The following is a 23,308-nucleotide window of genomic DNA, read 5'->3' on the forward strand; positions in this document are numbered from 1 at the left end:
GCGGCCGGTACGGTCAGCGGGCGGGGAAGTCGAACTCGCCGTCCTTGACTCCGCCGACGAAGGCCTCCCACTCGGCCCGGGTGTAGACGATCACCTCGGCGTCGGGGCGACGGCTGTGCCGTACGGCGACACGCCCGCTGCCGTCGGCCAGCGGACCGGCCTCGACGCACTGACCGCCACCGTCGGGGCTCCGGGTGCTGATGTGCCAAGCCACGCCCGCCAGCTCCTCAGGACTGATCATCACATGCTCCTCCCTCTCGCTCGTCTGAGACGGTCGACAGCGCCTCGGATGACGGCCGCAGACTCATCCCGGGTGAGCGCGACGCTACGTAGGGAATCGTACGCTCGCGCAAAGTTTTCGGCGCCCTCTGCCTCGGTGTAGACAGCGCCTCCTCGGGTCTCCACACAGGCCACGTCGGAGTAGGGCTCCGGCATATCGAAGATTATGAAAGATCCCTCTGGGCTGGCGTGCGCCCCAGCAGTGAACGGCAGGACCCGGACGGTCACATTCGGCCTGTTCATGGCCTGGGATAGGTGCTCCAATTGGCCGCGCATCACCTGCGGGCCACCGATCATGCGATGCAGTACGGCCTCATCGAGAATGATCTCTAGGTTCGGAGTCGACTCGGCGTCGAGCACACGCTGCCGATCCATTCGGAACTGCACCCAACGCTCGACCTGCTCGCCGGGAGCGTCCGCGTCGCCCGCCGCGATGACTGCCTGGGCGTAGTCACGAGTTTGGAGGAGCCCGGGGACAACCATCGCCCCATAGGAGCGAATTCCCGCTGTACGGGTTTCGAGCCATGCATGGTCAAACAGCCCACCAAGCGAATCAGTGGCATAACCGTCCCACCAGCCCTTGCGCCAGATGTCACGACTGATCTGCTCCAACCCGTCGCGGACCTTCTGGTCACCGACGCCGTACAAATTGAGGAGTGCCAGCACATCGGACACCCTCGCTGGGATGACGCCGGACTCCAACCGGCTGATTGTTCCGGCGTCACGCTGCAGGTAGTCGCCTGCCTGTTTGAGTGTCAACTTGGCCGACTCACGGAAATCCCTCAGGTGTTTGCCGAGCCACTGCGCCCGCAGCGTTGGTCCTCGCTTCGCGCCCATCGCCGTCTCCTTCGAGTTCACGTCGCTTGTGCCGCTAGCCGGTACTAGACAAATCAGGGCAACACCAACAACCTCATCAAGCAAGCTTGCGTCATCCTGAATTCGCTGTCACGCTACCGAAGTATTGACGGTCACGCTCGGTATTTATCCGAAAACGCAGGGAAATCGGGGCGCTGCCGTCTACCAGATCTCCACTCAGGTTCAGCACCGGAAGGGAGTACTCGACATGGAGCATCACGCTGGTTCTGGCCAGCCATCCGCCTGCCATGCCCCGGACTTCGACGAACGTTGCCCGCAAAGCACGGATTCGGAATGTGCGCACACGCTGACGGGCGACCTTCCGCGGATGTTCGCCCTAGTCCAGGAGTTCTACGAGGATGACGAGGGCGAAGAGGACGGGGAGAGCGTCACGGAGGTGGTGGCCTACGGGCTGACACTGCCGGGCGGGACGGCGGCGACCGTCGGGGCGAACGGCAACGGATTCGGCCGGTGGACGAGCGCGTACAGCGCCGCGCGGCGGCTTCACTCCGACCTTGTCTGGCTCGGGAGCGGCGACACGGAAAAGTACCCCTCGTAGCGTCTATGGGCGACGCGATCACCCCCCCACGCCTCCTCGAAACCCCGAGACGGCTGGGAACGCGAAAGGCGCCCCGGCCCTCACAGCCGGGGCGCCTCGAAAGACGATCTAGCGCTGGGCCTCGATCATCCAGTGGTGCTTCTCCAGGTCCTGCGTGATCTCGATGAGGAGGTCCTGGGTGACCAGGTCGGGCTTCTCGGTGGCTTCGATGCGCTCACGCATCCGGCGCACGATGGACCCGAGAATGTCCGTCATGGCGGCTACGACCTTGCCGTCGTTGATGTAGCCCGACTCCAGCTGCGGCACCTCGCTGGCGCTCGCGAGCGTGGAGGCCCGGCCGTCGGGGTTGCACCCGAGGGCCACCGCGCGCTCGGCGACGGTGTCCGCGTGCTTCCTGGCCGACGAGACGATCTTGTCGAGCTGCAGGTGCAGCGACCGGAAATTGTGGCCGATCACGTTCCAGTGGGCCTGCTTGGTCAGGAGCGACAGGTCGAGCAGATCGACGAGCGCGCCCTGGAGCACGTTGCCGACGACCTTCTTGTCTTCTGCCTTGAGTGGACTGGTGATCGCGGACATGGAATCTTCCCCCTGTTTCGAGCTTAGTTTCCCCTTTGCTACGGAATGTCCGTACCCACCTCCACGCCCTCCTATTCCGGCAATCATGTTGACACTGTCATGATTACAGTGTCACTATCGAAGCATGGAATGGACCATCGGTGAACTGGCTGAGCGGGCATCCGCGGCGCTGACCCCCACCGCCCAGCTCAACGGGCGGGTCAGGGACATGCCCAACGAGCGCCTCATCCGCTGGTATTCGACGATCGGCCTCCTCGACCCCCCGTCGGCCCGCCGAGGCCGCGTCGCCATGTACGGCAGGCGTCACCTCCTCCAGATCGTCGCCGTCAAGCGACGCCAGTCCGACGGCCGGACCATCGCCGAGATCCAGATCGAGCTGGCCGGGGCCACCGACCAGACCCTGGAGTCGATCGCCCGCCTCCCGGAGCACACGCCGGCGCACCCGCCCGAGCACCTACCTGAGCACGCGCCGAAGCCCTCGCCCGCCCCTCCCGCCCAGACCGGCTCTCCCGGGACGGCCCGCCCACGCTTCTGGGCCGGACCACCCTCCCCCGCAGAGCTGGCGAAACCAACGCAACCGTCGAACCCGGCGAAACCCGTGGACCCGGTGGACCCGGCCGCACACCCGTTACCGCCCCCTCGACCGGCCGCCACACGGTCACCACCTCCCACACCGGCCGCCGAGCCCCGGCCCCCCGCCCCGGCGACCCCGCCCGCCCCGGAGGCCGTGATCGTCCACGGCGTACGGCTGGCGAGCGGCGTGACACTGATGCTCGACACGGGCGGACACGCCCCCTCCCCCGGCGACCTCGCCGAGATCGCCGCCGCCTCGGAGGGGCTCCTTTCACTCCTCCGCGAACGCGGCTTCATACCTCCGGAAGGAATCCACGCATGAGCACCTCGATCACAACACTGCTGCCGGAGGAGTGCCTGCCCGTCCCCGACGCCGGGCTGGGGGCCCTCACCACCGAGCGCGGCAACCTGCCGCTGGAGAGTGTGGACGTCACCGCCGCCGTGTCCGGCCTGAGCGCCGGGGTCGAGGTGGTCCAGGGCTTCCGCAACCCGCACGACGTGGCGCTTGAGGCGACCTACGTCTTCCCGCTGCCCGACCGGGCCGCCGTGACCGCCTTCAGGATGGAGGCCGACGGCCGGGTCATCGAGGGCGTGCTCAAGGAGCGCGGCCAGGCCAGGGCCGACTACGACCAGGCGATCTCCCAGGGCAAGCGGGCCGCGATCGCCGAGGAGGACCGGCCGGACGTCTTCACCATGAGGGTCGGCAACATCGTGCCGGGCGAGCGGGTCACCGTGCACCTCACGCTGAACCAGCCGCTCCCGTACGAGGACGGCGCGGCCACCTTCCGCTTCCCCCTGGTCGTCGCCCCCCGCTACATCCCGGGCACCCCGCTGGACGGCGAGCGGGCGGGCGACGGGTGGGCTCCGGACACCGACGCGGTCCCCGACGCCTCCCGGATCACCCCGCCGGTGCTGCTGCCCGGCTTCCCCAACCCGGTCCGCCTGTCACTGGCCGTCTCCGTCGACCCGGCCGGCCTGGAGCTGCGCGAGGTCCGTTCCAGCCTGCACGTGGTCCAGGAGGAGGGCACCACGATCCGCCTCCAGCCGGGTGAGCGGCTGGATCGCGACTTCATCCTGCGCCTGGCCTTCGACGCCTCCACCTCCCTCGCGCTGGCCCCCGACAACGACGACGAGAACGGCGAGGGCACGTTCACGCTGACCGTCGTCCCCGAACCGGCGCCCGCCGGGGGCCGGGCCAAGGACGTGGTGCTGGTCCTCGACCGCTCGGGCAGCATGACCGGCTGGAAGATGGTGGCCGCCCGGCGCGCCGCCGCGCGCATCGTCGACACGCTCACCTCCGGTGACCGTTTCGCGGTGCTCTCCTTCGACACCGTCGTGGAGTACCCGGAGGGCCTCGGCGAGGGGCTGTCCGAGGCGTCCGACCGCAACCGCTACCGGGCCGTGGAGCACCTGGCCAGGCTGGAGGCGCGCGGCGGCACCGAGATGCTGTCCCCGCTGGAGCAGGCCGCCGCACTGCTCACCGACTCCACCCGGGACCGGGTGCTGGTGCTCGTCACCGACGGGCAGGTCGGCAACGAGGACCAGATCCTGGAGCGGACCGGCGCCCGGCTGGCCGGGGTGCGGGTGCACACGGTCGGCATCGACAGGGCGGTCAACGCCGGTTTCCTGGGCAGGCTGGCCGCGGTGGGAGGGGGCAGGTGCGAGCTGGTCGAGTCCGAGGACCGGCTGGACGAGGCGATGGAGCACATCCACCGCCGGATCGGCGCCCCCCTGGTCACCGACCTGTCCCTCAAGGCCGACGGGCTCGACCTGGTCACCGAGACGGTCAGCCACGTCGGCTCGATCTACTCGGGCGTCCCGCTCACCGTGCTCGGCCGCTACCGCGGCACGGCCGCCGGAGCGCTGACCGTACGGGGCCTGGGCGCCGACGGCTCGCCGTGGGAGCGGAGGGTCACCGCGTCGGTGGTGGACAATCCGGCCGTACGGGCGATCTGGGCGCGGGCGCGGCTGCGGGCCCTGGAGGACCGCTACGCGGCCGGTGACCGGTCGCTGGAGGCCGAGATCGTCGAGACCTCGCTCAGATACGGAGTGCTCTGCCGGTTCACCGCCTTCGTCGCGGTCGACACGCAGGTGGTCGCCGAGGGTGGTCCGGGGCACCGGGTGATCCAGCCGGTGGAGCTGCCCAGCGGCTGGGAGAGCCCGATCATCGCCGCTCCGATGATGATGACCTCGATGGCCTTCGAGAACGCGGCGGCCCCGAGCCCTCCGCCGATGGGACCGCCCGGGATGGCCCCTCCCGGCGCCGCGCCGAAGTTCGCGGCGAGCCCGCTCGGCGGCGGCCTGCCGCAGGACGCGGCGGCCGGAGGCTTCGACGACCGCGCCCGGATGCTGCGGCCCGCGCCGGCCGGGGCTCCCCCGAGGCAGGGCAGGTCCCCGGCCGACCCGCAGGACCCGCCGAGGGAGCAGCTCGCCGAGGAGCTGAAGCGGCTGCGCGCCGCGGCCTCCCTGCCCGCCGCCGAACGGCTGCGCCTGCTGGAGGACCTGGGCAGCCGCCTCGCGGCCCTGGCCGTCTACCTCGGCGGCCACGCGGAGCTGGCGGCCCTGGCCGAGGAGCTGCAGGCCGGTGGGGACGTGGACGTCCTGTGGCGGCGCGCCGAGGAGGTCCTGGAGTCCCTGGCGGGCCCCGCCAGGCGACGCCCGTTCTGGAAGCGGTGACCTCCCCGATCCCGCCCCTGGAAACACCACGGGACGTCGTGGCGACCTGAGGGGCCGGGAGGTGGTCTCGTGACCGTTCGAACGGTCACGAGACCACCTCCGGATGCGGACACCCGCGAAGATCACGCTTCGAGCGGGCCTCCCGGACCCGGCGGACGTGTTCCAGCCGTTTCACGAGAGCGCGGCGGAGGTCCCCCGCACGGCGGCACGGAGAGGCGGTCGTCGGCTCGGCGGCCCTCCCCGGGTGCGGCCCTCGCACGGGCGCGGGCCACCGCATGTGGCGAAGATGCCCACAAGACCGATATGGGACAGCGCGAGGGCGGAAAGAGCGGGGTTCCAACCCCGGCCGCTCCACATAAAGTAGCGGAATGGTGATTCTGGACGGCGGCCTGGCCACTCATTTGGAGGAGCTGGGCGCGGACCTGCGAGACGATCTCTGGTCGGCGAAACTCCTGTTGGAGAACCCCGCAGTGATCCGGCAGGCGCATCTCGACTACTTCGCCGCGGGGGCCGAGGTGGCGATAACGGCGAGTTACCAGGCGAGCATTCCCGCGTTCGTACGGCGGGGACTGAGCGCCACCGAGGCCGAGGACCTCATCCTGCTCTCCGTGCACCTGGCCGCCCAGGCCAGGGACGCCCACGGCTCGGGCACCGTGGCCGCCAGCGTCGGCCCGTACGGCGCCTACCTGGCCAACGGCGCCGAGTACACCGGCGACTACGACCTCGACGAGGACGGCCTGACCGACTGGCACCGCGACCGCTGGCACATCCTGGCCGACAGCGAGGCCGACCTGATGGCCTGCGAGACCATCCCGTCCTACACCGAGGCCAGGGCGCTGCGGCGGCTGCTCGCCGAGACGCCGGGAATGCGGGCGTGGGTGAGCTTCTCCTGCCGCGACGGCGAGCACATCAACGACGGCACCCCGCTCAAGATGGCGGCGGGCCTGTTCGTCGGAAACCCCCAGGTGATCGCGATCGGCGTCAACTGCACGGCACCGCGCCACGTGCTCAGCCTGATCTCGCAGATCAAGGGCAAGCCCACCATGGTCTACCCCAACTCCGGCGAGGTCTGGGACTCCGCGAACCGGCGCTGGCTCGGGCTGGCCGACCCGGTGGAGTTCGGAGAGGCCGCGGCCGGGTGGACCGCCGCGGGCTCCGCCTTCGTCGGCGGCTGCTGCCGTACCACCCCGGAGCACATCCGCCAGATCCGCGCCCACCTCACGGGGTCGGGCACCCCGTAAGACACTGACCGGCCGCCCGGCCGCCGCGCGTCCCGCGCCCGCGAACACGGACGCGGACGCGGGATCCCCGGCCGCACACCTTTGGGGATCCCGCGGCGGACACCCGCTCACCCTCCGGCGAAACAGGCCGGGCGACGCTCGGAACAGGCAGGGCAACGTTCGAAACAGGCAGGGCGACGCTCGGAACGGGCCGACCGACGCTCACCCTCCGGCGGAAACAGGCCGGGCGACGCTCACCCCTCGGCGGAAACAGGCCTGACGGGCGCCTTCGCGGGCGGGATCCCGGCATCGGGGCGGGGTTCGTAGCGCTCCAGGTGCTGGGTACGCCGGACCAGGGCACGCAGGTCGGCGAGGCCGCCGGAGACGACCCCGTCGGCTCTGGCCTGGACCAGGACGTTGCCGATCGAGGTGGCCTCGACGGGCCCCGCGACCACGGGAAGGCCGCAGGCGTCGGCGGTGAGCCGGCAGAGCAGCGCGTTGCGCGAGCCTCCTCCGACGATGTGGATGGTGTCCACCGCCTGCCCGGTGAGCCGCCGGGCGTCCTCGATCGCCGCCCGGTGAGCCAGCGCCAAGGAGTCGATCACGCAGCGGACGATCTGGGCCCGGGTCTCCGGCACGGGGCGGCCGGTACGGCGGCAGAAGTCGGCGATGCGTCCGGGCATGTCGCCGGGCGTGTGGAAGATCGGGTCGTCGGCGTCCACGACCGACCGGAACGGCGCCTCCCGTTCGGCCTCGCGGAGCAGCGCCTCCAGATCGACCCGCCCTCCCGCCACCTCGGCGGGCGGCCCTTCGAGTGACCCGTCAGGCGATCCGGCGGACACCCCTTCAGGCGACCCGCTGGACACCACAGCGGACACCTCCTCAAGCGACCCGCCGGACGCCACGGCGGACGCCCCCTCGAGCGCCCCGCCGGACGCCACGGTGAACAATCCGGCGGACGGCTCCGCGCCCGGCGGGACCTCCGCCGGAGCGACCTCCGACTCCCAGGTGCGGATGCACTCCTGCAGGAGCCACAGCCCGGTGACGTTGCGGAGGTAGCGCACGGTGCCGTCGATGCCCGCCTCGTTGGTGAAGTTGGCCCGCCGCCCCTCCTCGCTGATCATGGGCTGGTCCAGCTCGACGCCGACCAGCGACCAGGTACCGCAGGAGATGTAGGCGAACCTCTCGCTCCCCGCGGGGACCGCCGCCACCGCGGAGGCGGTGTCGTGGGAACCGACCGCGATGACCCGGGTGTCCGGGGAGAGCCCGATCTCGCCCGCGACCTCCGGCACCAGCGGGCCGATCACCTCGCCGGGACGCCGGATCGGCGGAAGGACTCCGGCCGCGGGGCCGAGGCCGCCCGCCAGCACGGCGTCCCACCGGCGGGTCCTGGCGTCGAGCAGCTGGGTGGTGGAGGCGTTGGTCAGCTCCGCGCCGACCTCTCCGGTCAGCCAGTACGCGATCAGGTCGGGAATGAGCAGCAGCGTCGAGGCCGAGGCCAGCCGGGGCTCGGCGGCGAGCTGGTGGATGGTGTTGAACGGCTGGCGGGCGATGCCCGTGCGGGCGTACAGCTCCTCGAAGGGGACCTCGCTGGCCGCCTTCTCGGTGCGGGCGTCGCGGTAGTGGACGGGGTTGCCGAGCAGCGCCCCCCTGTCGTCCAGGAGCCCGTAGTCGACGGCCCAGGAGTCGATCCCGATGCCGTCGACGGGGCCCGCCGCGCGCAGGCCGTCCAGCACGCCCCGGTAGATCCGCAGGATGTCCCAGTACAGCGTGCCGCCGGCCCGGACGGGCATGTTCGCGAAACGATGCACCTCGCGCAGTTCCAGGGTGTCCGGCCCGATCTCGGCGACGACCACCCGGCCGCTGGACGCGCCGAGGTCGACCGCGGCGTACCGGCCGACCCGACCGGCCTGACCGGCCTGCGTGGACCGCCCGGTCCCCGGTGCCGACTGCATGCGAACCCCTCTCAGAAAGCGGAAAGCAGGAATCAGGAACGTCCCCGATTCCCTCTGTCCCACAGGAGCGGGACAGAGGGAACCGGGGACGGGTTCAGCGCAGGAAGGCCGCCGCGACGCCCGCGTCGACCGGGATGTGCAGCCCCGTGGTCTGGGTGAGCTGGGTCAGCTGGAAGACCGCCCCCGCGACGTGCTCGGGCAGCACCTCGCGCTTGAGCAGGGTGCGCTGCGCGTAGAACTCGCCCAGCTTCTCCTCCTCCACCCCGTACACCGCCGCCCGGTTGGCCCCCCATCCGGAGGCGAAGATGCCGGACCCGCGCACCACCCCGTCGGGGTTGACCCCGTTGACCCGGATGCCGTACCCGCCGAGCTCGGCCGCCAGCAGTCGCACCTGGTGGGCCTGATCGGCCTTGGCGGCCCCGTAGGCCACGTTGTTCGGGCCGGCGAACACCGCGTTCTTGGAGGAGATGTACACGATCTCCCCGCCCATCCCCTGGGCGATCATCACCCGGGCGCTCTCCCTCGAGACCAGGAACGACCCGCGGGCCATCACGTCGTGCTGCAGGTCCCAGTCGGCCACGCTGGTCTCCAGCAGCGAGCGCGACAGCGACAGGCCCGCGTTGTTGACCACCAGGTCCACCCCGCCGAACGCCAGCACCGCCGCGCGGATCGCGGCGGTCACCTGTGCCTCGTCGGTGACGTCCGCCTCCACCGCGACCGCGACGTCCTGGGGCCGGTACGCCCCCTCGCCCAGCTCGGCGGCCACCTTGCTCGCGGCGCCGAGGTCGCGGTCGGCCACCACCACGCACGCCCCCTCGGCGGCCAGCCTGCGCGCGGTCGCCGCCCCGATGCCCGAGCCGCCGCCGGTCACCACCGCCACCCGCGTCGCCAGCGGGCGCGCGGGCGGCATCCGGCGCAGCTTGGCCTCCTCCAGATCCCAGTACTCGATCCGGAACTTCTCGCTCTCCTCGATCGGCGCGTACGAGGAGATCGCCTCGGCGCCGCGCATCACGTTGATCGCGTTGACGTAGAACTCCCCGGCCACCCGCGCGGTCTGCTTGTCCCTGCCGAAGGAGAACATGCCCACCCCCGGCACCAGCACGATCGCCGGGTCGGCCCCCCGCATCGCGGGTGAGCCCTCCACCGCGTGCCGCCGGTAGTAGGCCGCGTACCGCTCGCGGTAGTCGGCGTGCAGTTCCCGCAGCCGGGCGATCACGTCCTCGATCGGCGCGCCGGCGGGCAGGTCCACCACCAGCGGGGCCACCTTGGTCCGCAGGAAGTGGTCGGGACACGAGGTGCCCAGCGCCGCCAGCTCGGGGTGGCGCTCGCGCGACAGGAAGTCAAGCACCTCGTCGGTGGCGGTGTAGTGGCCGACCTGCGGGGCGTCGGTGGAGGCCAGGCCCCGCACCGTGGGGAGCAGCGCCGCCGCCCGTTCCAGCCGCGCCGCCTCGTCCAGCGGCTCGTACCCGGCGAGCACCGGCCCGAACGGCTCCGCCCGCCCGTGCTCGGCGATGTACGCCTCCGCGGTGCGGATGATCTCCAGCGAGTTGGCCTCGCACGCGGCCGAGGTGTCGCCCCAGGCGGTGATGCCGTGCCCGCCGAGGACGCACCCGATCGCCCGCGGGTTTCCGGCCTTGATCGCCGCGATGTCCAGCCCCAGCTGGAAGCCGGGCCGGCGCCAGGGCACCCAGACCACGCGGTCCCCGAAGATCCGCTCCGTCAGCGCCTCGCCGTCCGCGGCGGTGGCGATCGCGATCCCCGCGTCGGGGTGCAGGTGGTCGACGTGCGCCGCGTCCACCAGGCCGTGCATGGCGGTGTCGATCGACGGCGCGGCGCCGCCCGTGCCGAAGGCGCAGAAGTCGAACGCCGCGACCATCTCGTCCTCGCGCTCGACCCCGGGGTACACCCCCGTCAGCGCCCGCAGCCGGTCCAGCCGCAGCACCGCCAGGCCGCGCTCGGCCAGGGTGCCCAGATCGCCCCCGGACCCCTTGACCCACATCACCTCGGCCGAGGACCCGGTCACGGGGTCGGTCGCCGTCCCCTTGGCCGAGGTGTTGCCCCCCGCGAAGTTCGTGTTCCGCGGGTCGGCCCCCAGCGCGTGCGACCGCTGCAGCAGTTCCTCAACCGGCGACGTCATGGCACCTCTCCGCTCGCTCGTTCACCTGATCGCCTCCCGCGGACACCCGGCGGGGCCTTGGTGGGAGACCCGGGTGCGCGACGGGAAGGGATCTTCTTAAAAACGTTTTAAAGACGGTGAAAAAGCTATGTGACGCGCACGACACTGTCAACGCCATCTCGTCGGATCGCAGGCCGAAAGCCGTCAGGGGGGCCGAAAATACCGACACTGACTGGCGAAGCAACGGTTGTTACGTTTTAATCAATGCACATGAGCTCGGTGAGCATAAAGGAAGTCGCGACACGGGCCGGGGTGTCCCCCGGAACGGTGTCCAACGTGCTCAACCGCCCGGAGAAGGTCGCCGAGACCACCCGCGTCCGGGTCGAGGAGGCCATCCGCGACCTGGGATTCGTCCGGCACGGCTCCGCCTCCAGCCTGCGGGCCGGGCACAGCCGCACCGTCGGCCTGTCTGTTATCGACATCGGCAACCCCTTCTTCACCGACGTGGCGGCGGGGGTCGAGGAGGTGGCCAGCGAGCGCGGGTACGCGGTGATACTGGGCAACTCCTCGGGCGACCGGCTCAAGGAGGAGCGCAACCTCCTGGTCTTCGCCGAGCAGCGCGTCCGCGGGGTGCTCATCACGCCCGCCGGGGCGAACCTGGCCAAGCTCGACCAGCTCAAGGAGCGCGGCATCAGCGTGGTGCTGGTGGACCACCCCGCCGAACGCGCCGACCAGTGCTCGGTGGCGGTCAACGACATCACCGGCGGCTCGCTGGCGGTCTCCCACCTGCTGTCCTCCGGGGCCGAGCGGATCGCCTACGTCACCGGCCCCCTCACCATCCGCCAGTGCGCCGACCGCCTGATCGGCGCGGAGCGGGCGCTGGCCGCGGCGGGCCGCGACCCCCGGGAGACGCTGGAGGAGATCGCGATGAGCGCGATGAACGCCAGGTCGGGGCAGCAGGCCGCGGAGAAGATGATCGCCGAGGGGCGGCTGCCCGACGCCGTGTTCTGCGCGAACGACCTGCTGGCCCTGGGCATGCTGCGCGGGCTGCTGCAGGCCGGCGTGCGGGTCCCCCAGGACATCTCCCTCATCGGCTACGACGACATCGACTTCGCCTCGGCGTCGGCGGTCTCGCTCAGCTCCATCCGGCAGCCGACCCACCGGCTCGGCCGGGTCGCCACCGAGCTGCTGCTGGACGAGTGCGACAATCCCGACTCCCACGCCCACCAGCAGATCATGTTCCAGCCCGAGCTGGTCGTCCGCGAGTCGACTCTCTGATCCCGCTCGCGCCCCCGATCAGGGAGTCGACCTCCTGATCCCGCTCGCCCCGGTCAGGGACGCCTGCGCGACTCCTTGGCGGCCTGCCTGGCGGCCTCCTTCGCCTCCTTGGCGGCTCGGGCGGCCTCGACCTTGGCGCTCGCGGCGTATTTGTCGACGTACTCCTGGCCCGAGAGCTCCATCAGCGCGTACATGATCTCGTCGGTGACGGCGCGCAGGACGAGGCGGTCCTCCTCCATCCCGTAGTAGCGGGTGAAGTCGAGCGGCTTGCCGAACTTCACCCCCGGGCGGATGCCCAGCTTGGGGAGAAGGCTGCCCGGGGGCATCATCTCGAAGGTGTTGACCATCGCCCACGGAATGACCGGCACGCGCGACTCCAGCGCCAGGCGGGCCACCCCGGTCTTGCCCTTGTAGAGGCGGCCGTCGTGGGAGCGGGTCCCCTCCGGGTAGATGGCAAGCACGTGCCCCCCTTCGAGGATGCGCTTGCCGGTGCGCAGCGCCGCCTCGCTGGCCTTGCCTCCGGAGCGGTCGATGGGGACGGTGCCGACGCCGCTGAAGAAGGCCTTGCTCATCATCCCCTTGAGACCGCGGCCGGTGAAATAGTCGGACTTGCCGAGAGAGATCACCTTTCGCCGCAGGAAGAGCGCCCCGAAGAAGTGGTCGGCGAACGACAGGTGGTTTCCGGCCAGGATGACAGGCCCTTGCTTCGGCACGTTCCCCACGCCCTCCACCCAGGGGCGGAAAATCAGATGGAGTAGGGGCGAGAGGATGGCCTTCACCACCCAGTAGAACACTCGATGCTCCTTTGGTTGACAGGCGGGGACGTGGAGTTATCCTCCCACTTCCGATCCCGGCCACCTACCCCACCGAACCACCCAAATCGACCTCTCGCAAAACACGTCCCAGTCGTGCGACGATCAGGCGAACCTTACTAGGAGCCGCGATGCCAGTCATGCCCGGTGCGGAGGCGTACCACCATGCGGGGGGACAGGTCGGTGTCCTGCTCTGCCACGGATTCACCGGATCGCCGCAGTCGTTGCGCCCCTGGGCCGAATACCTGGCGGCGGCGGGCATGACGGTGGCGCTGCCGAGGCTGCCCGGCCACGGCACCACCTGGCAGGAGATGGCCCGCACCCGCTGGGAAGACTGGTACGCCGAGCTGGACAAGGCGTTGGCCGACCTGCGCGGCGCCTGTGCCGAGGTCTTCGTCATGGGCCTGTCACTCGGCGGGTGCATGGCGCTGCGGCTGGCCGAGGTGCACGGCGACGGGATCAGGGGGGTCGTGGTCGTCAACCCGTCGATCGTCAACGACGTGCCGCTGCTCAAGCTGGCACCCCTGCTCAAGTTCGTGGTCGCGTCGGTGCCCGGCGTGGCCGGGGACATCAAGAAGGCGGGGGCGACCGAGCTCGGCTACACGCGTACGCCGGTCAAGGCCGCGGCCACCCTCCTGCGGCTGTGGTCGCTGACCCAATCGGAGCTGGGTAAGATCACCCAGCCCGTCCTGGTTTTTCATAGCCCGCAGGATCATGTTGTGAAACCGGTGAGTGTGCGTATTCTGCGTGAGAGGCTGACCGGGGGGAATCTGAATGTGGTGGAGCTCGCCGACAGCTACCACGTCGCGACACTTGACAACGATGCTGATCGGATCTTTGCGGGGAGCCTGGAGTTCATCATCTCGAACGCGTCTGTACCCTTGCAGAGAGACTGATCGCGAGCGGGGGATGCGCGGTCTCCGGGAGAAAGTGATCGGCCGATGAACAACGGGCCCAACTAGGTGACACCTCAAAGCGATGAGGACGAGGTCTGGCGTCAGATCGTCGCGTCCTTCAACGACACCGCCGAGCGCGACTCGGCAGATCAGCCGTGGCCGGACAGTGAGAACCTTCCGGCCGAGCCTCCGCGACGGGTGATCAAGCAGTCGGACGAGGAAGACCTCCTGCGTGAGGACGACCCCGCCGACGAGGCCGAATCCGGCACGGAACAGCCCGACGGCGAGGACGAAGAGGGGCACTACGTACCTCCGCCGCCCCCTCCCCTGCCCAAGACCGACGCCACCACCAAGATCGCATGGCTGGCGCTGTTCGGCGGCCCCGCCTACCTGCTGCTGAGCGCCGCGCTCAACTGGAACCTGCAGGGATGGATGCTCTTCACCGCGGTCGCCGCGTTCATCGGCGGTTTCGTGGCGCTGGTGGTCCGCATGGGCGACGGCCCGCCCAACGACTCCGGCTGGGACGACGGCGCGGTCATCTGAACGGGCCGTCCGCCCGCGGTCGTCCCACCCGGGCGGATCGTCCCATCCGGGTGGGGTGACCTCGGTCATCCCGGCGCGGCATCGGCCGCGCTCGTCCGAGCGGGTCGTCACCGGCCGCCGGACACGGCCGTTTCGCGGCTACGGCTTGGCGCGCTCCGGGGTGCCGAAGCGCTCGATCACGTCGGTGTACTCGCCGGAGGCGTCGACCACGTGGCCGACGGTCCACACGGTGCCGGTTCCCGGCAGGTAGGCCACCGACTGGAGCCGCACCGTCCGGGGGGCCGCGGTCTCCGGACCGCGCAGCGCCTTGACCGTGTGCCCGTCGTATCGGAGCAGGAAGGCCTCGCCGGGCCGCTCCAGGTCGACCCCGGAGATCCAGAAGTGGCCCTTGCGGTCGCCCGTCACCCCGTACAGGCGGACGTCACCGTCGGGGAGGGACACCCGGGACCACTTCTTGCCGTTCCACGACAGGACCAGCGGGACGATCCCGCCACTCTCCCGGTAGACGCCGCCGACGGCGAGGGCCCGCTTGGGCCCGTCGAGGTGGACGTCACGCAGATAGCCGCCCGGAATATCCGGGGCCTTGAAGGTCTTCCAGCGCCCGCCGGACTGCTTCATGATCAAGGGCTTGCCCTTGCTGTCGCCCACCGCCCAGCCGTCGCTCTTGCCCGACAGCGCCACCCCGTACAGCGCTCCCCTGTCGGGGAGCTGGGTGAGCCTCCACTTCGAGCCGGTGCCGGTCACGACCATGGGCAGCTTGTCGCGGCGCCCGACGGCGACCACCCTGCCGGGAACGGCCGCGACCCCGCCCAGCCAGTCGCCCGAGTGCAGCCTGTCGACGATGATCCTGTCGAAGGACGCCCCGTCTCCCCTCGCCAGGTAGGGGAGGCCGTCGTGCCCCTCGCCGACGGCCCACAGCTCGGTCGCCGAGGCCGCCGCGACGGAACGCAGCGGCCCGGCACCGGTCGGGTCGTTGCGGATGCCGACCTCGTTCCAGGAGGTGCCGTCCCAGTGGGTGATCGCGCCGCGGCTCTGCCAGACGTCCCAGACGCTCTGCTGGCCGACCGCCCACACGCTCGTGGCCGAGACCCCCGCCACGTCGGACAACGACCCGTCACTGCTCAGGCCCGCGCTGACCGGAGCCTGCCATGCCTCGGCCGCGGGCGGGCTGACGGGATCGGCGTGGGCTGGGAACGGATGCGAGGACAGCAGGAGCAGGCCTCCCGCGCAGAGAACCAGCGCACGCCGCGGAAGGCGACGGGTCATGTTTCAAATGGTACGGGGCTCACCCGCTCCCCGCATGCCGGTCTCCCCACTTGCCGGGCGCGATCTGGAAAGACGCCCTACCCTTCGTCGCCAAAACGCCGGTGGTCCAGCTCGGCGACCACCGGCAGGTGGTCGGTGGCGGCCACCAGGTCGGCGGGGTCGGCGTCGACCCCGCCGCAGGAGACCACGGAGAGGCCGTCCATCGCGAAGATCGCGTCGATCCTCTTGTGCGGACCCCTCGCGGGGAAGGTGAAACCGTCGCCGCGCGGCGAGACCGGGTAGCAGTCGGTCAGCCGCTCGGCGAGATACCGCCAGCTCGGCTGGTCGGACTGCTCGTTGATGTCTCCCGCCAGCACCGGCAGCGCGCCGAACCGGTCGGCCACCTCCCGCAGGACCCTCACCGCCTCGTCCGCGTGGCGGTGCCGGGCGGTCTCGTCGAGATCCAGGTGGATGGAGCCGACGGCGACCCGCCGTCCTCCCGACTCCACCACGGCGATCGCGATGGCGCGCCGCTCCAGGGGAAAGAAGGACTTCAGGAGCCGGCCCTCCCCGTGCAGCAGCCGCACCCCGGGGCCGGTCAGCACGGCGACCCCGCCCCTGCGGCGGCCCGCGGCCACGGCCAGCCCGCCGAAGGCGGCCAGGCGCCTTCGCCTGCGGCGCCAGCACAGGAACCGGGGCGCCTCCTGCACGCAGAGCACGTCGGCGCGGAGCGCGGCGACCACCCGCTCCAGCGCCGGGACGTCGTCCCTCATGGAGCGCACGTTGTAGCTGGCGATCCTGAGCACCACGGCCACCTCACTTCGCGACGCGTGCCGCGAGGATAACCGCGCGCCGCCGGACGTACCAGCCGCCCGCCCCGATCGGCATGCGGGCGGCCGTACGCGCCGGAGGCGGTCAGCGCCTGCGGGCCAGATCCGCGGCACCCACCAGACCCGCCGAGGCGCCGAGCTCGGCGCAGCGGATGTCGGCCAGCGGGCGGTGTCCCCGGCCGCTCAGATGGGTGTTGTAGAACTCCCGGGTCTCGTCGATCCACAGGTCGGCGGCACGCGAGACGCCGCCGCCGAGGACGAAGCACCCCGGGTCGAGGACGGCGGCGAGGTCTGCCAGGCCCTGGCCGATCCAGCGGGCCATCGAGGAGAACGCGGCCAGTGCCGCCGGGTCGCCCTGCCTGGCGGCCTCGGTGACCTCCTGCCCCTCGATGTCGTCGGGCGTTCCCCCGGCGATCTCCAGGAGCTTGACGGCCTTGTCCGGCTCGGCCTCGGCGATCCTCCTGGCCTCGCTGACCAGGGCGTTCCCGCTGGCGTACTGCTCCCAGCAGCCGAGGTTGCCGCACCCGCACAGGCGCCCGCCGGGGACCGCCTGCATGTGACCGAGCTCGGCGCCCATGCCCCAGCGCCCCCGGTAAAGAGAGCCGTCGAGCACGATGCCGCCGCCGATGCCGGTACCGACGGTCACGCACACCAGGTGGGTCTCACCTCGACCGGCACCGAACCTGGCCTCGCCCCATGCCATCGCGTTGGCGTCGTTCTCCACCACGACGGGAAGGCCGACCATGTCGGAGACCTTCTTCTGCAGTGGCTCCTCGCGCCAGGCGAGGTTGGGGGCGAAGCGGACAATGGACCTGGTCTCGTCGACGAACCCGGCCGCGCCGAGACCGACGGCCTCGATCTCCCTGCCCTTGGAGAGCTCCAGGATCGCGTCACCGATCGTGTGGGCGACCTGGTCCGGATTCTCCGCCGGGGTGGGTCGCAAGAGATGCTCGACGATCTGGCCGTCCTCGTCGACGACTCCCGCGGCGACCTTCGTACCGCCAATGTCCACACCGATGGTCAGAGCCATTGTCCATTCATCCTCTCCCCCTGGGCTCACCCCAGGTCGATGTGCTCCACGGGGGTGTCTCCTCGCTCGCGCTCGCGTTCCCGCTGCGCGGGCGCGGGCCTGCCGAGTCCGTCGACGGCCGACTTGAAGGCGGCGAACAGCTCGGTGCCGGCCTGCACGAGGTGGTCGGTGACGGCGCCGCCGCCCGACTCGCGCTGCGCGGCCATCGCGCGGCAGACGGGGCAGGCCCGGCAGATGTACTCCTCATGCTCCGAGACCGCCTCCTCCCACACGTCCCGCTCTCTTCTTCCTCGCCCGCCACCGGAGAGCGCGCCGCCCAAACCGGTCATCGTTCCCTTGATCAGATTCTTGCGCAGTTCCCGGGTCGCCTTCTGCTGCAGCGTCTCGAAAAGCTTGAACGCCTCCTCGGCGGCGCTGCCCAGCGGGTCCTTGCCGGCCTGGGGCCGCTCGTCACGCGTCCGCTCCCCGGCCCCGGCGCTCTTCTCGCCGGCCGAAGGCTCGGCCTTCTCGCTCGCCGAAGGCTCGGCGCGGTCACCGGGCCTGGCCCACGGGGTCCAGCCGGTCGTCCGCTCCTCGCGCCTGGCCCGCTCGGCGCGCTCGAACCACTCGGCGCGCGCGTCACGCTCGGCCTGCCCGGAATCCGGGGTCTGCTCGGTACTCGAGGTCTGCCCGGTGACCGGGGTCTGCTCGGTGACCGGGGTCTGCTCGGAACCCGGGATCCGCCCCGTGACCGGCGTCTGCCCGGAATCCGGCGTCTGCCCGGAAGGCGCGGCCTCGGCCACAGCCTCCACCTCGACCACCTCCAGGCGCGCGACCTTCTCGACACGCTCGGCCCGCGCGGGCTCTCCGGCGTCCTCCGGCCGCTCGACGACCTCGACCCGCTCGACCCTCACGGACTCGACGGACTCGACGGACTCGGACGATCCGGCACGCCCGCTCTTCGGGGATTTCCCGGCCGGCGACGCGCGCCGGCCCTTCTGGGTCGTCTTCCCGGCGCTCCGGCCCTTCTGGGCCTTGCCGGTGCTCCCCGCACCCTCAGCGTTTCCCGCGTTTCCCGCGTCGCCGGCGATCCCGGTGTCCTTGGTGCTCTCGATGCCCCCGGCCTCAGGCGCCGGCGCCACGGCGTCGGCGGTCTTCCGCGGCCTCCTCGGCGCGCGCGGCTTCGGGGTCTTCTCTGCGTCGTTCGTGTTATCGGTCATCAGGCCCTCCCGATTCGAACCGTACCCGGAGAAGCCCGTCGCGGAGCGCGGCGTCTCGCACCGACCTGCGGGCCAGCGCGGCGGGCAGTGCCAGGACACGGCGGTAGGAACCGGCGTTGACGATCAGCTCGTCGCCCTTGCGCGCCAGATCCACCTCGTCCTTGTCCGCGAGCGGCAGGGCCAGGATCAGCTCGCCCTCCGCGGTGATCCGCAGCGGCGGGTCGACGGAGGGCGGGGCGAAGGGGTCGTCCTTGCCGTACATGGCCTCGGCGACGGCGGCGAGGGCGTCGATGCCGACGGGCTCGGCCTCGAGGTAGGGCACGATGTGCACGGGCAGCGGCGCGAAGGACTCCTCGACCTCGGCCAGGTGGCGGGCCTGGGCACGCACCCATCTCTGCCGCCACGGGTCGGCGCCCTCGGAGGGGAAGACGCGGTTGGCGATCACCGCGTCCACCCGGTAGCCGTACAGGCTGAGGGAGGTGAGCGTGCGCCGGGCCTCGGCGAGCACGACGGCCTCGGGGGTGAGCACCAGCCGGACGCTCGCGCCGGGTCCGGTGAGCAGCTCGCGCACCTCCATCAGGCCCCGGTGGAGCCGCTCCCCCGCGCCGATCACGTGGTCTTCCGGCACGCTGACCTGCGCCAGGCGGCGGACCAGCGGGGAGATGGTGCTCAGCAGCCGCCTGCCGATGGGCAGCAGCCGGTTCACGTGCCAGTCGAGGGCCTCGGGCAGGGCGAGCAGCCGGAGCGTCTCGGCGGTCGGGGCGCAGTCGATGACGATGACGTCCCACAGCCCGGTGCGCGCCTGCTCGCGCAGTTCGAGCAGCGCGATGACCTCCTCGGCGCCGGGCAGCACCGTGATCTCCTCGGCGGTCACCTCATCGAGGCCGAGTTCGGCGAAGACGCCCCTGGCGTAGTCGCGCAGCTCGCCCCACTGGCGTTCCAGCGCCCTCTGGGTGTCGACCTGGTGGAGGGAGAGACCGGGCGCGATCTCCGTGGGCTCACCCCCGACCCGCACGCCGAGGGCGTCGGCCAGCGAGTGGGCGGTGTCGGTGGAGACCACGAGGGTCTTGAGGCCGGACCGGGCGGCGAGTGTGGCCGTGGCGGCGGCGGCGGTCGTCTTGCCGACGCCGCCCTTGCCGGTGAAGAGCAGGACCCTGCTCACGCCACCTCCCGGCGGGACGGCGCGAGGTCACGCTCCGCGACCGCGCCGTGCCGCGCGCCCCGCTCCCTCATGGGGTCTCGACGCGCTTCTTCAGCCCCTTCAGGGCGGTGTCGATGATGACCTTCTCCGCCTTTCGCTTGATCATGCCGATCATCGGGACCTTGAGATCGACGGCGAGTTCGTACGTCACCTCGGTGCCGCTGCCCGCATCGGCAAGACGATAACTCCCGGTGAGCCCGGAGACCATCTTTCCCGCCTCGGCGATGCTCCAGTCGACGGACTCGTCGTCGTGCCAGGTGTAGCGGAGGGTGTATTCGTCGCTGATCACGCCCGCGTCGAGAACGAACCGGACCGTGGCGGGCCGGCCGTCCTCCCCCGTGGAGAGGATGCGCGCGGCCTTCACCTGGCCGGCCCACTCCGGGTACGAGGGGAAGTCGGCGATGACCGTCATGATGGTCGACCGGTCCGCGCCGATCGTGATGCTGGAGGTGGTGCGATCAGCCATGGGGCAACCGTACTGCCTCACGATCGTCCGCGTACGCCCGGCGGCTCCGGGCGTGGTCACCGCGGTGGTAAGAAGCGGCGGCACGAAGCGGACACCCCGCGCGCTCGCCGCTCCGGCGGGGGCGGCCAGGGTCCACCGGGGCCCGGTGGGGTCAGTGGGGCCAGGGTCCGCCAGGGGCCGGTGAGGGAGGAGCCGCCCGGCCGGAGCGAGCGCGGTCACCACTCCAGGACGTAGGGGAGGCCTCTGTTCCTGAAGTGGCCCACGTTGAGGCATTCGGTCCTGCCGACGCGGGTGCGGGCGGCGAGGGGCTGGTGCACGTGGCCGAAGAGGGCGTAGCGCGGCTGGGTCCGCCTGATCGCCTCCAGGGTGGCCTCGCTGCCCCGCTCGAAGCGCCGGGCGACCACGTCGTAGAGCAGCTCGGGGATCGCGGGAGGGATGTGGCAGCAGAGCACGTCGACCTCGCCGACGGCCTCGACCTTGCGGGCGAACTCCTCGTCGTCGATCTCGTACGGGGTCCGGTACTGGGTGCGCAGCCCGCCCCCGACGAAGCCGAACCGGAGACCGCCGATCTCCACGGTCTCGCCGTCGAGCACGTGGTGGCCCTCCCTGACGTACTCGGGCCAGTAGAGCGGCAGGTCCACGTTGCCGTAGGTGATGTACGCGGGAGTCGGCATGGCGGCGAAGATCTCGCCGTACTGCCGCCGGACGGAGCGCTCGATGTGCTCGCGCGGGTCGCCCTCCAGCGAGGCCCACAGCGCGGTGGACATCGCCCGTGCCTCGTCGAACCGCTTGGCCGTCCGCAGCGCGATGAACTCCCCCGCCCGCTCGGCCCCGAAGAGCTCGGCGAAGATGCCCTGGGAGTGGTCCTCGTAGTCGACGAACAGGATCAGGTCGCCCAGGCAGATCAGCGCGTCGGCGCCGTCTCCGGCGCGGGCCAGTGCGTCGGCTCTCCCGTGGACATCGCTGACGACGTGAACCCGCATGCCGGACATCCTAACTACCAACAAATACGGTCATATGTGATGAACCTCGCAGGTAAGGACACGACAGGGGACACACGGCGCGGCCGACGGCCCGGAGTGACGGTACTTGCTACGGTGAAAACACGCTTGATAACGCCTGGGTGACGAATTTACCCATGCGTAACTTATCGCGATAACTTCCAGGCAGCCCATCGATCGTGCGTCTCCAGGAGTGACCCGTGCGCGAGTACAGCGTCCCCGTGCTGGTGGATGTCCCCGCCTCCGCCAACCTCACCGACACGGTGTTCCGGCGTGCCGAGGAGGAGCCCAACGTCGTCGCCCTGCGCCGCAAGGTCGGTGACGACTGGACCGCCGTCACCGCCCGGGAGTTCCGCGACCAGGTCGCCGGGGTGGCCAAGGGCCTGATCGCGGCGGGGGTGGAACCCGGCGACCGGGTGGCCCTGATGTCGCGCACCCGCTACGAGTGGACCGTGATCGACTACGCGATCTGGACCGCCGGGGCGGTCAGCGTGCCGATCTACGAGTCCTCCTCGGCCGACCAGGCCGCCTGGATCATCTCCGACAGCGGCGCGAAGGCCGTGTTCGCCGAGCTGGAGTCCCACGAGGCGACCATCCGCGAGGACGCGTCCGGCCTGCCGGGCCTCAAGGACGTCTGGCGCATCGAGGGCGGTGCCCTGGACGAGCTGACCGCGCTCGGCGCCGGGGTCCCCGAAGAGACGCTCGCCGAGCGCAGGGCCGGGCGCGGTATCGCCGACCTGGCGACCATCGTCTACACCTCGGGCACCACCGGCAGGCCCAAGGGCTGCAGCCTGACCCACGACAACCTGCTGTTCACCGCCAGGAACGTCGCGAACGGCCCGCTGGAGCGCCTGTTCAGCGTGGACGAGAGGGCGGCGCTGCTCTTCCTGCCGCTCGCGCACGTCTTCGCCCGCATCATCGAGATCGTGCTGATCGAGACGGGCACGATCCTCGCGCACACCCCCAACATGAAGAACGTCGCCCCCGACCTGCAGGCCTTCAAGCCCACGTTCCTGCTGGGCGTGCCCCGCGTGTTCGAGAAGGTCTACAACGGCGCCGAGCAGAAGGCGACCGCCGAGGGCAAGGGGAAGATCTTCCACGCCGCGGCCGACACCGCCGTCGCCTGGAGCAGGGCGGAGTCCGCAGGCGGCGCGGGACTGGGCCTCAAGCTCAAGCACGCCCTGTTCAACAAGCTCGTGTACGGCAAGATCCGCACCGCGACCGGAGGCAGGCTGACGACGGCGGTGTCCGGTGGCTCCGCCCTGGGCGAGCGGCTCGGCCACTTCTTCCGCGGCGTGGGCATCGAGACCCTGGAGGGCTGGGGCCTCACCGAGACCTCCGCGCCGTCCTCGGTCAACATGCCGGGGGCCAACAAGATCGGCACCGTCGGCAAGCCGTTCCCCGGCGTCACCATCGGCATCGGCGACGACGGCGAGGTGCTCGTCAAGGGCCGCCACGTCTTCCAGGGCTACTGGAACAACGACGAGGCCACCGCCGAGGCGATCGACACGGGCGGCTGGTTCCACACCGGTGACATCGGCGAGCTCGACAAGGACGGCTACCTCCGCATCACCGGACGCAAGAAGGAGATCATCGTCACCGCCGCGGGCAAGAACGTCGCCCCGGCCCCGATGGAGGACCACATCCGCGCCCACCCGCTGATCAGCCAGGCGATGGTGGTCGGCGACGACAGGCCGTTCGTCGCGGCGCTCGTCACGCTCGACGTCGAGGCCCTGGAGCAGTGGAAGGCCGCCAACGGCAAGACGGGGGCGAACCTCACCGACCTCAGCTCCGATCCGGCGATCGTCGCCGAGGTGCAGAAGGCGGTGGACGGCGCCAACAAGTTCGTCTCCAAGGCCGAGCAGATCAAGAAGTTCGCCATCCTCGACATCGACATCAGCGAGGAGAGCGGGCACCTCACCCCGACCCTGAAGATCAAGCGCAACATCGTGATGCGCGACTTCGCCGAGCAGGTCGCCTCCCTCTACAGCTGAGGGC

General features: G+C 70.9%; 21 protein-coding genes. 8 read left to right on the forward strand and 13 right to left on the reverse strand.

Annotated features, from left to right (window positions below; all coding sequences use genetic code 11):
- Nucleotides 1-13: 13 nt before the first annotated feature.
- Both ACSDR0_RS06110 and ACSDR0_RS06115 read right to left on the reverse strand, forming a co-directional pair.
- The gene (locus ACSDR0_RS06110) at nt 14-241 is read right to left on the reverse strand and encodes a DUF397 domain-containing protein (RefSeq protein ID WP_435287739.1); all 228 of its coding nucleotides are present in this window, start codon (nt 239-241) and stop codon (nt 14-16) included.
- Nucleotides 241-1,200, reverse strand: a complete 960-nt coding sequence (locus ACSDR0_RS06115) for a helix-turn-helix domain-containing protein (protein ID WP_435287740.1) — start codon at nt 1,198-1,200, stop codon at nt 241-243. The genes ACSDR0_RS06110 and ACSDR0_RS06115 overlap by 1 nt, the downstream gene beginning before the upstream one ends.
- A 262-nt stretch (nt 1,201-1,462) precedes the next feature.
- Here ACSDR0_RS06115 and ACSDR0_RS06120 point away from each other — a divergent pair, with 262 nt between their 5' ends.
- Nucleotides 1,463-1,693: a hypothetical protein gene (locus tag ACSDR0_RS06120; RefSeq protein ID WP_435287741.1), complete on the forward strand. Its 231-nt coding sequence runs from the start codon at nt 1,463-1,465 to the stop codon at nt 1,691-1,693.
- Between the two features lie 108 nt (nt 1,694-1,801).
- On the opposite strand, the gene ACSDR0_RS06125 is transcribed toward ACSDR0_RS06120, so the two are convergent.
- Nucleotides 1,802-2,269 (reverse strand): Dps family protein, encoded by a 468-nt coding sequence (locus ACSDR0_RS06125; RefSeq protein WP_435287742.1) that lies wholly within the window; start codon nt 2,267-2,269, stop codon nt 1,802-1,804.
- A 124-nt stretch (nt 2,270-2,393) separates the two neighbouring features.
- On the opposite strand from ACSDR0_RS06125, the gene ACSDR0_RS06130 reads away from it, so the two are divergent.
- From ACSDR0_RS06130 to mmuM, 3 genes are all read left to right on the forward strand, one after another.
- Nucleotides 2,394-3,164 (forward strand): MerR family transcriptional regulator, encoded by a 771-nt coding sequence (locus ACSDR0_RS06130; protein ID WP_435287743.1) that lies wholly within the window; start codon nt 2,394-2,396, stop codon nt 3,162-3,164.
- On the forward strand, nt 3,161-5,518 hold the full coding sequence (locus ACSDR0_RS06135) for a VIT domain-containing protein (protein ID WP_435287744.1): 2,358 nt from the start codon (nt 3,161-3,163) through the stop codon (nt 5,516-5,518). The genes ACSDR0_RS06130 and ACSDR0_RS06135 overlap by 4 nt, the downstream gene beginning before the upstream one ends.
- A gap of 368 nt (nt 5,519-5,886) precedes the next feature.
- The gene (gene mmuM / locus ACSDR0_RS06140) at nt 5,887-6,759 is read left to right on the forward strand and encodes a homocysteine S-methyltransferase (RefSeq protein ID WP_435287745.1); all 873 of its coding nucleotides are present in this window, start codon (nt 5,887-5,889) and stop codon (nt 6,757-6,759) included.
- A 233-nt stretch (nt 6,760-6,992) separates the two neighbouring features.
- On the opposite strand, the gene ACSDR0_RS06145 is transcribed toward mmuM, so the two are convergent.
- Together ACSDR0_RS06145 and ACSDR0_RS06150 are read right to left on the reverse strand one after the other, a co-directional pair.
- Nucleotides 6,993-8,693: a rhamnulokinase gene (locus ACSDR0_RS06145; RefSeq protein ID WP_435287746.1), complete on the reverse strand. Its 1,701-nt coding sequence runs from the start codon at nt 8,691-8,693 to the stop codon at nt 6,993-6,995.
- Nucleotides 8,694-8,787: 94 nt separating this feature from the next.
- A complete protein-coding gene (locus ACSDR0_RS06150) occupies nt 8,788-10,830 on the reverse strand; it encodes a bifunctional aldolase/short-chain dehydrogenase (protein ID WP_435287747.1) in 2,043 nt (680 codons plus the stop codon).
- A 249-nt stretch (nt 10,831-11,079) separates the two neighbouring features.
- On the opposite strand from ACSDR0_RS06150, the gene ACSDR0_RS06155 reads away from it, so the two are divergent.
- Nucleotides 11,080-12,087, forward strand: coding sequence for a LacI family DNA-binding transcriptional regulator (locus tag ACSDR0_RS06155; protein WP_435287748.1), 1,008 nt, complete (start codon nt 11,080-11,082; stop codon nt 12,085-12,087).
- Between the two features lie 53 nt (nt 12,088-12,140).
- Here ACSDR0_RS06155 and ACSDR0_RS06160 read toward each other — a convergent pair whose 3' ends face one another.
- Nucleotides 12,141-12,881, reverse strand: a complete 741-nt coding sequence (locus tag ACSDR0_RS06160; RefSeq protein ID WP_435287749.1) for a lysophospholipid acyltransferase family protein — start codon at nt 12,879-12,881, stop codon at nt 12,141-12,143.
- Nucleotides 12,882-13,030: 149 nt separating this feature from the next.
- Between ACSDR0_RS06160 and ACSDR0_RS06165 the strand changes: the two genes are divergently transcribed.
- Nucleotides 13,031-13,795 (forward strand): alpha/beta hydrolase, encoded by a 765-nt coding sequence (locus tag ACSDR0_RS06165; protein WP_435287750.1) that lies wholly within the window; start codon nt 13,031-13,033, stop codon nt 13,793-13,795.
- A 66-nt stretch (nt 13,796-13,861) separates the two neighbouring features.
- Complete coding sequence (locus ACSDR0_RS06170; protein WP_435287751.1) at nt 13,862-14,338, forward strand: hypothetical protein; 477 nt, start codon at nt 13,862-13,864, stop codon at nt 14,336-14,338.
- Nucleotides 14,339-14,476: 138 nt separating this feature from the next.
- Here the strand turns inward: ACSDR0_RS06170 and ACSDR0_RS06175 are convergent, their stop codons facing one another.
- From ACSDR0_RS06175 to ACSDR0_RS06205, 7 genes are all read right to left on the reverse strand, one after another.
- Complete coding sequence (locus ACSDR0_RS06175) at nt 14,477-15,604, reverse strand: hypothetical protein (protein ID WP_435287752.1); 1,128 nt, start codon at nt 15,602-15,604, stop codon at nt 14,477-14,479.
- A 77-nt stretch (nt 15,605-15,681) separates the two neighbouring features.
- The gene (locus ACSDR0_RS06180) at nt 15,682-16,389 is read right to left on the reverse strand and encodes an endonuclease/exonuclease/phosphatase family protein (RefSeq protein WP_435287753.1); all 708 of its coding nucleotides are present in this window, start codon (nt 16,387-16,389) and stop codon (nt 15,682-15,684) included.
- A gap of 109 nt (nt 16,390-16,498) precedes the next feature.
- Entirely contained in the window at nt 16,499-17,443 is a 945-nt protein-coding gene (locus ACSDR0_RS06185; RefSeq protein WP_435287754.1) for an ROK family glucokinase, read from the reverse strand.
- Nucleotides 17,444-17,469: 26 nt separating this feature from the next.
- Nucleotides 17,470-18,642, reverse strand: coding sequence for a hypothetical protein (locus tag ACSDR0_RS06190; protein ID WP_435287755.1), 1,173 nt, complete (start codon nt 18,640-18,642; stop codon nt 17,470-17,472).
- Complete coding sequence (locus ACSDR0_RS06195) at nt 18,632-19,804, reverse strand: ArsA family ATPase (RefSeq protein WP_435287756.1); 1,173 nt, start codon at nt 19,802-19,804, stop codon at nt 18,632-18,634. Before ACSDR0_RS06195 ends, ACSDR0_RS06190 begins: the two co-directional genes overlap by 11 nt.
- Before the next feature lie 67 nt (nt 19,805-19,871).
- A complete protein-coding gene (locus tag ACSDR0_RS06200) occupies nt 19,872-20,309 on the reverse strand; it encodes an SRPBCC family protein (protein ID WP_435287757.1) in 438 nt (145 codons plus the stop codon).
- Nucleotides 20,310-20,524: 215 nt separating this feature from the next.
- Complete coding sequence (locus tag ACSDR0_RS06205) at nt 20,525-21,292, reverse strand: metallophosphoesterase family protein (protein WP_435287758.1); 768 nt, start codon at nt 21,290-21,292, stop codon at nt 20,525-20,527.
- Between the two features lie 218 nt (nt 21,293-21,510).
- Between ACSDR0_RS06205 and ACSDR0_RS06210 the strand changes: the two genes are divergently transcribed.
- Nucleotides 21,511-23,304 carry an AMP-dependent synthetase/ligase gene (locus ACSDR0_RS06210; protein WP_435287759.1) on the forward strand — a complete coding sequence of 598 codons (1,794 nt, stop codon included), beginning with the start codon at nt 21,511-21,513 and terminating at the stop codon, nt 23,302-23,304.
- Nucleotides 23,305-23,308 lie beyond the last annotated feature (4 nt).

Source organism: Streptosporangium sp. G11, from assembly GCF_051192615.1.
Taxonomy (GTDB): Bacteria; Actinomycetota; Actinomycetes; order Streptosporangiales; family Streptosporangiaceae; genus Streptosporangium.

What these genes read in the sequence shown, in the direction of transcription:
- ACSDR0_RS06145 (WP_435287746.1), bottom strand. Translation starts at nt 8,693, where the DNA reads ATGCAGTCGGCACCGGGGACCGGGCGGTCCACGCAGGCCGGTCAGGCC.
- ACSDR0_RS06200 (WP_435287757.1), bottom strand. Translation starts at nt 20,309, where the DNA reads ATGGCTGATCGCACCACCTCCAGCATCACGATCGGCGCGGACCGGTCG.
- ACSDR0_RS06130 (WP_435287743.1), top strand. Translation starts at nt 2,394, where the DNA reads ATGGAATGGACCATCGGTGAACTGGCTGAGCGGGCATCCGCGGCGCTG.
- ACSDR0_RS06150 (WP_435287747.1), bottom strand. Translation starts at nt 10,830, where the DNA reads ATGACGTCGCCGGTTGAGGAACTGCTGCAGCGGTCGCACGCGCTGGGG.
- ACSDR0_RS06205 (WP_435287758.1), bottom strand. Translation starts at nt 21,292, where the DNA reads ATGCGGGTTCACGTCGTCAGCGATGTCCACGGGAGAGCCGACGCACTG.
- ACSDR0_RS06110 (WP_435287739.1), bottom strand. Translation starts at nt 241, where the DNA reads ATGATCAGTCCTGAGGAGCTGGCGGGCGTGGCTTGGCACATCAGCACC.
- mmuM (WP_435287745.1), top strand. Translation starts at nt 5,887, where the DNA reads ATGGTGATTCTGGACGGCGGCCTGGCCACTCATTTGGAGGAGCTGGGC.
- ACSDR0_RS06155 (WP_435287748.1), top strand. Translation starts at nt 11,080, where the DNA reads ATGAGCTCGGTGAGCATAAAGGAAGTCGCGACACGGGCCGGGGTGTCC.
- ACSDR0_RS06175 (WP_435287752.1), bottom strand. Translation starts at nt 15,604, where the DNA reads ATGACCCGTCGCCTTCCGCGGCGTGCGCTGGTTCTCTGCGCGGGAGGC.
- ACSDR0_RS06135 (WP_435287744.1), top strand. Translation starts at nt 3,161, where the DNA reads ATGAGCACCTCGATCACAACACTGCTGCCGGAGGAGTGCCTGCCCGTC.
- ACSDR0_RS06190 (WP_435287755.1), bottom strand. Translation starts at nt 18,642, where the DNA reads ATGACCGATAACACGAACGACGCAGAGAAGACCCCGAAGCCGCGCGCG.
- ACSDR0_RS06165 (WP_435287750.1), top strand. Translation starts at nt 13,031, where the DNA reads ATGCCAGTCATGCCCGGTGCGGAGGCGTACCACCATGCGGGGGGACAG.
- ACSDR0_RS06185 (WP_435287754.1), bottom strand. Translation starts at nt 17,443, where the DNA reads ATGGCTCTGACCATCGGTGTGGACATTGGCGGTACGAAGGTCGCCGCG.
- ACSDR0_RS06120 (WP_435287741.1), top strand. Translation starts at nt 1,463, where the DNA reads ATGTTCGCCCTAGTCCAGGAGTTCTACGAGGATGACGAGGGCGAAGAG.
- ACSDR0_RS06125 (WP_435287742.1), bottom strand. Translation starts at nt 2,269, where the DNA reads ATGTCCGCGATCACCAGTCCACTCAAGGCAGAAGACAAGAAGGTCGTC.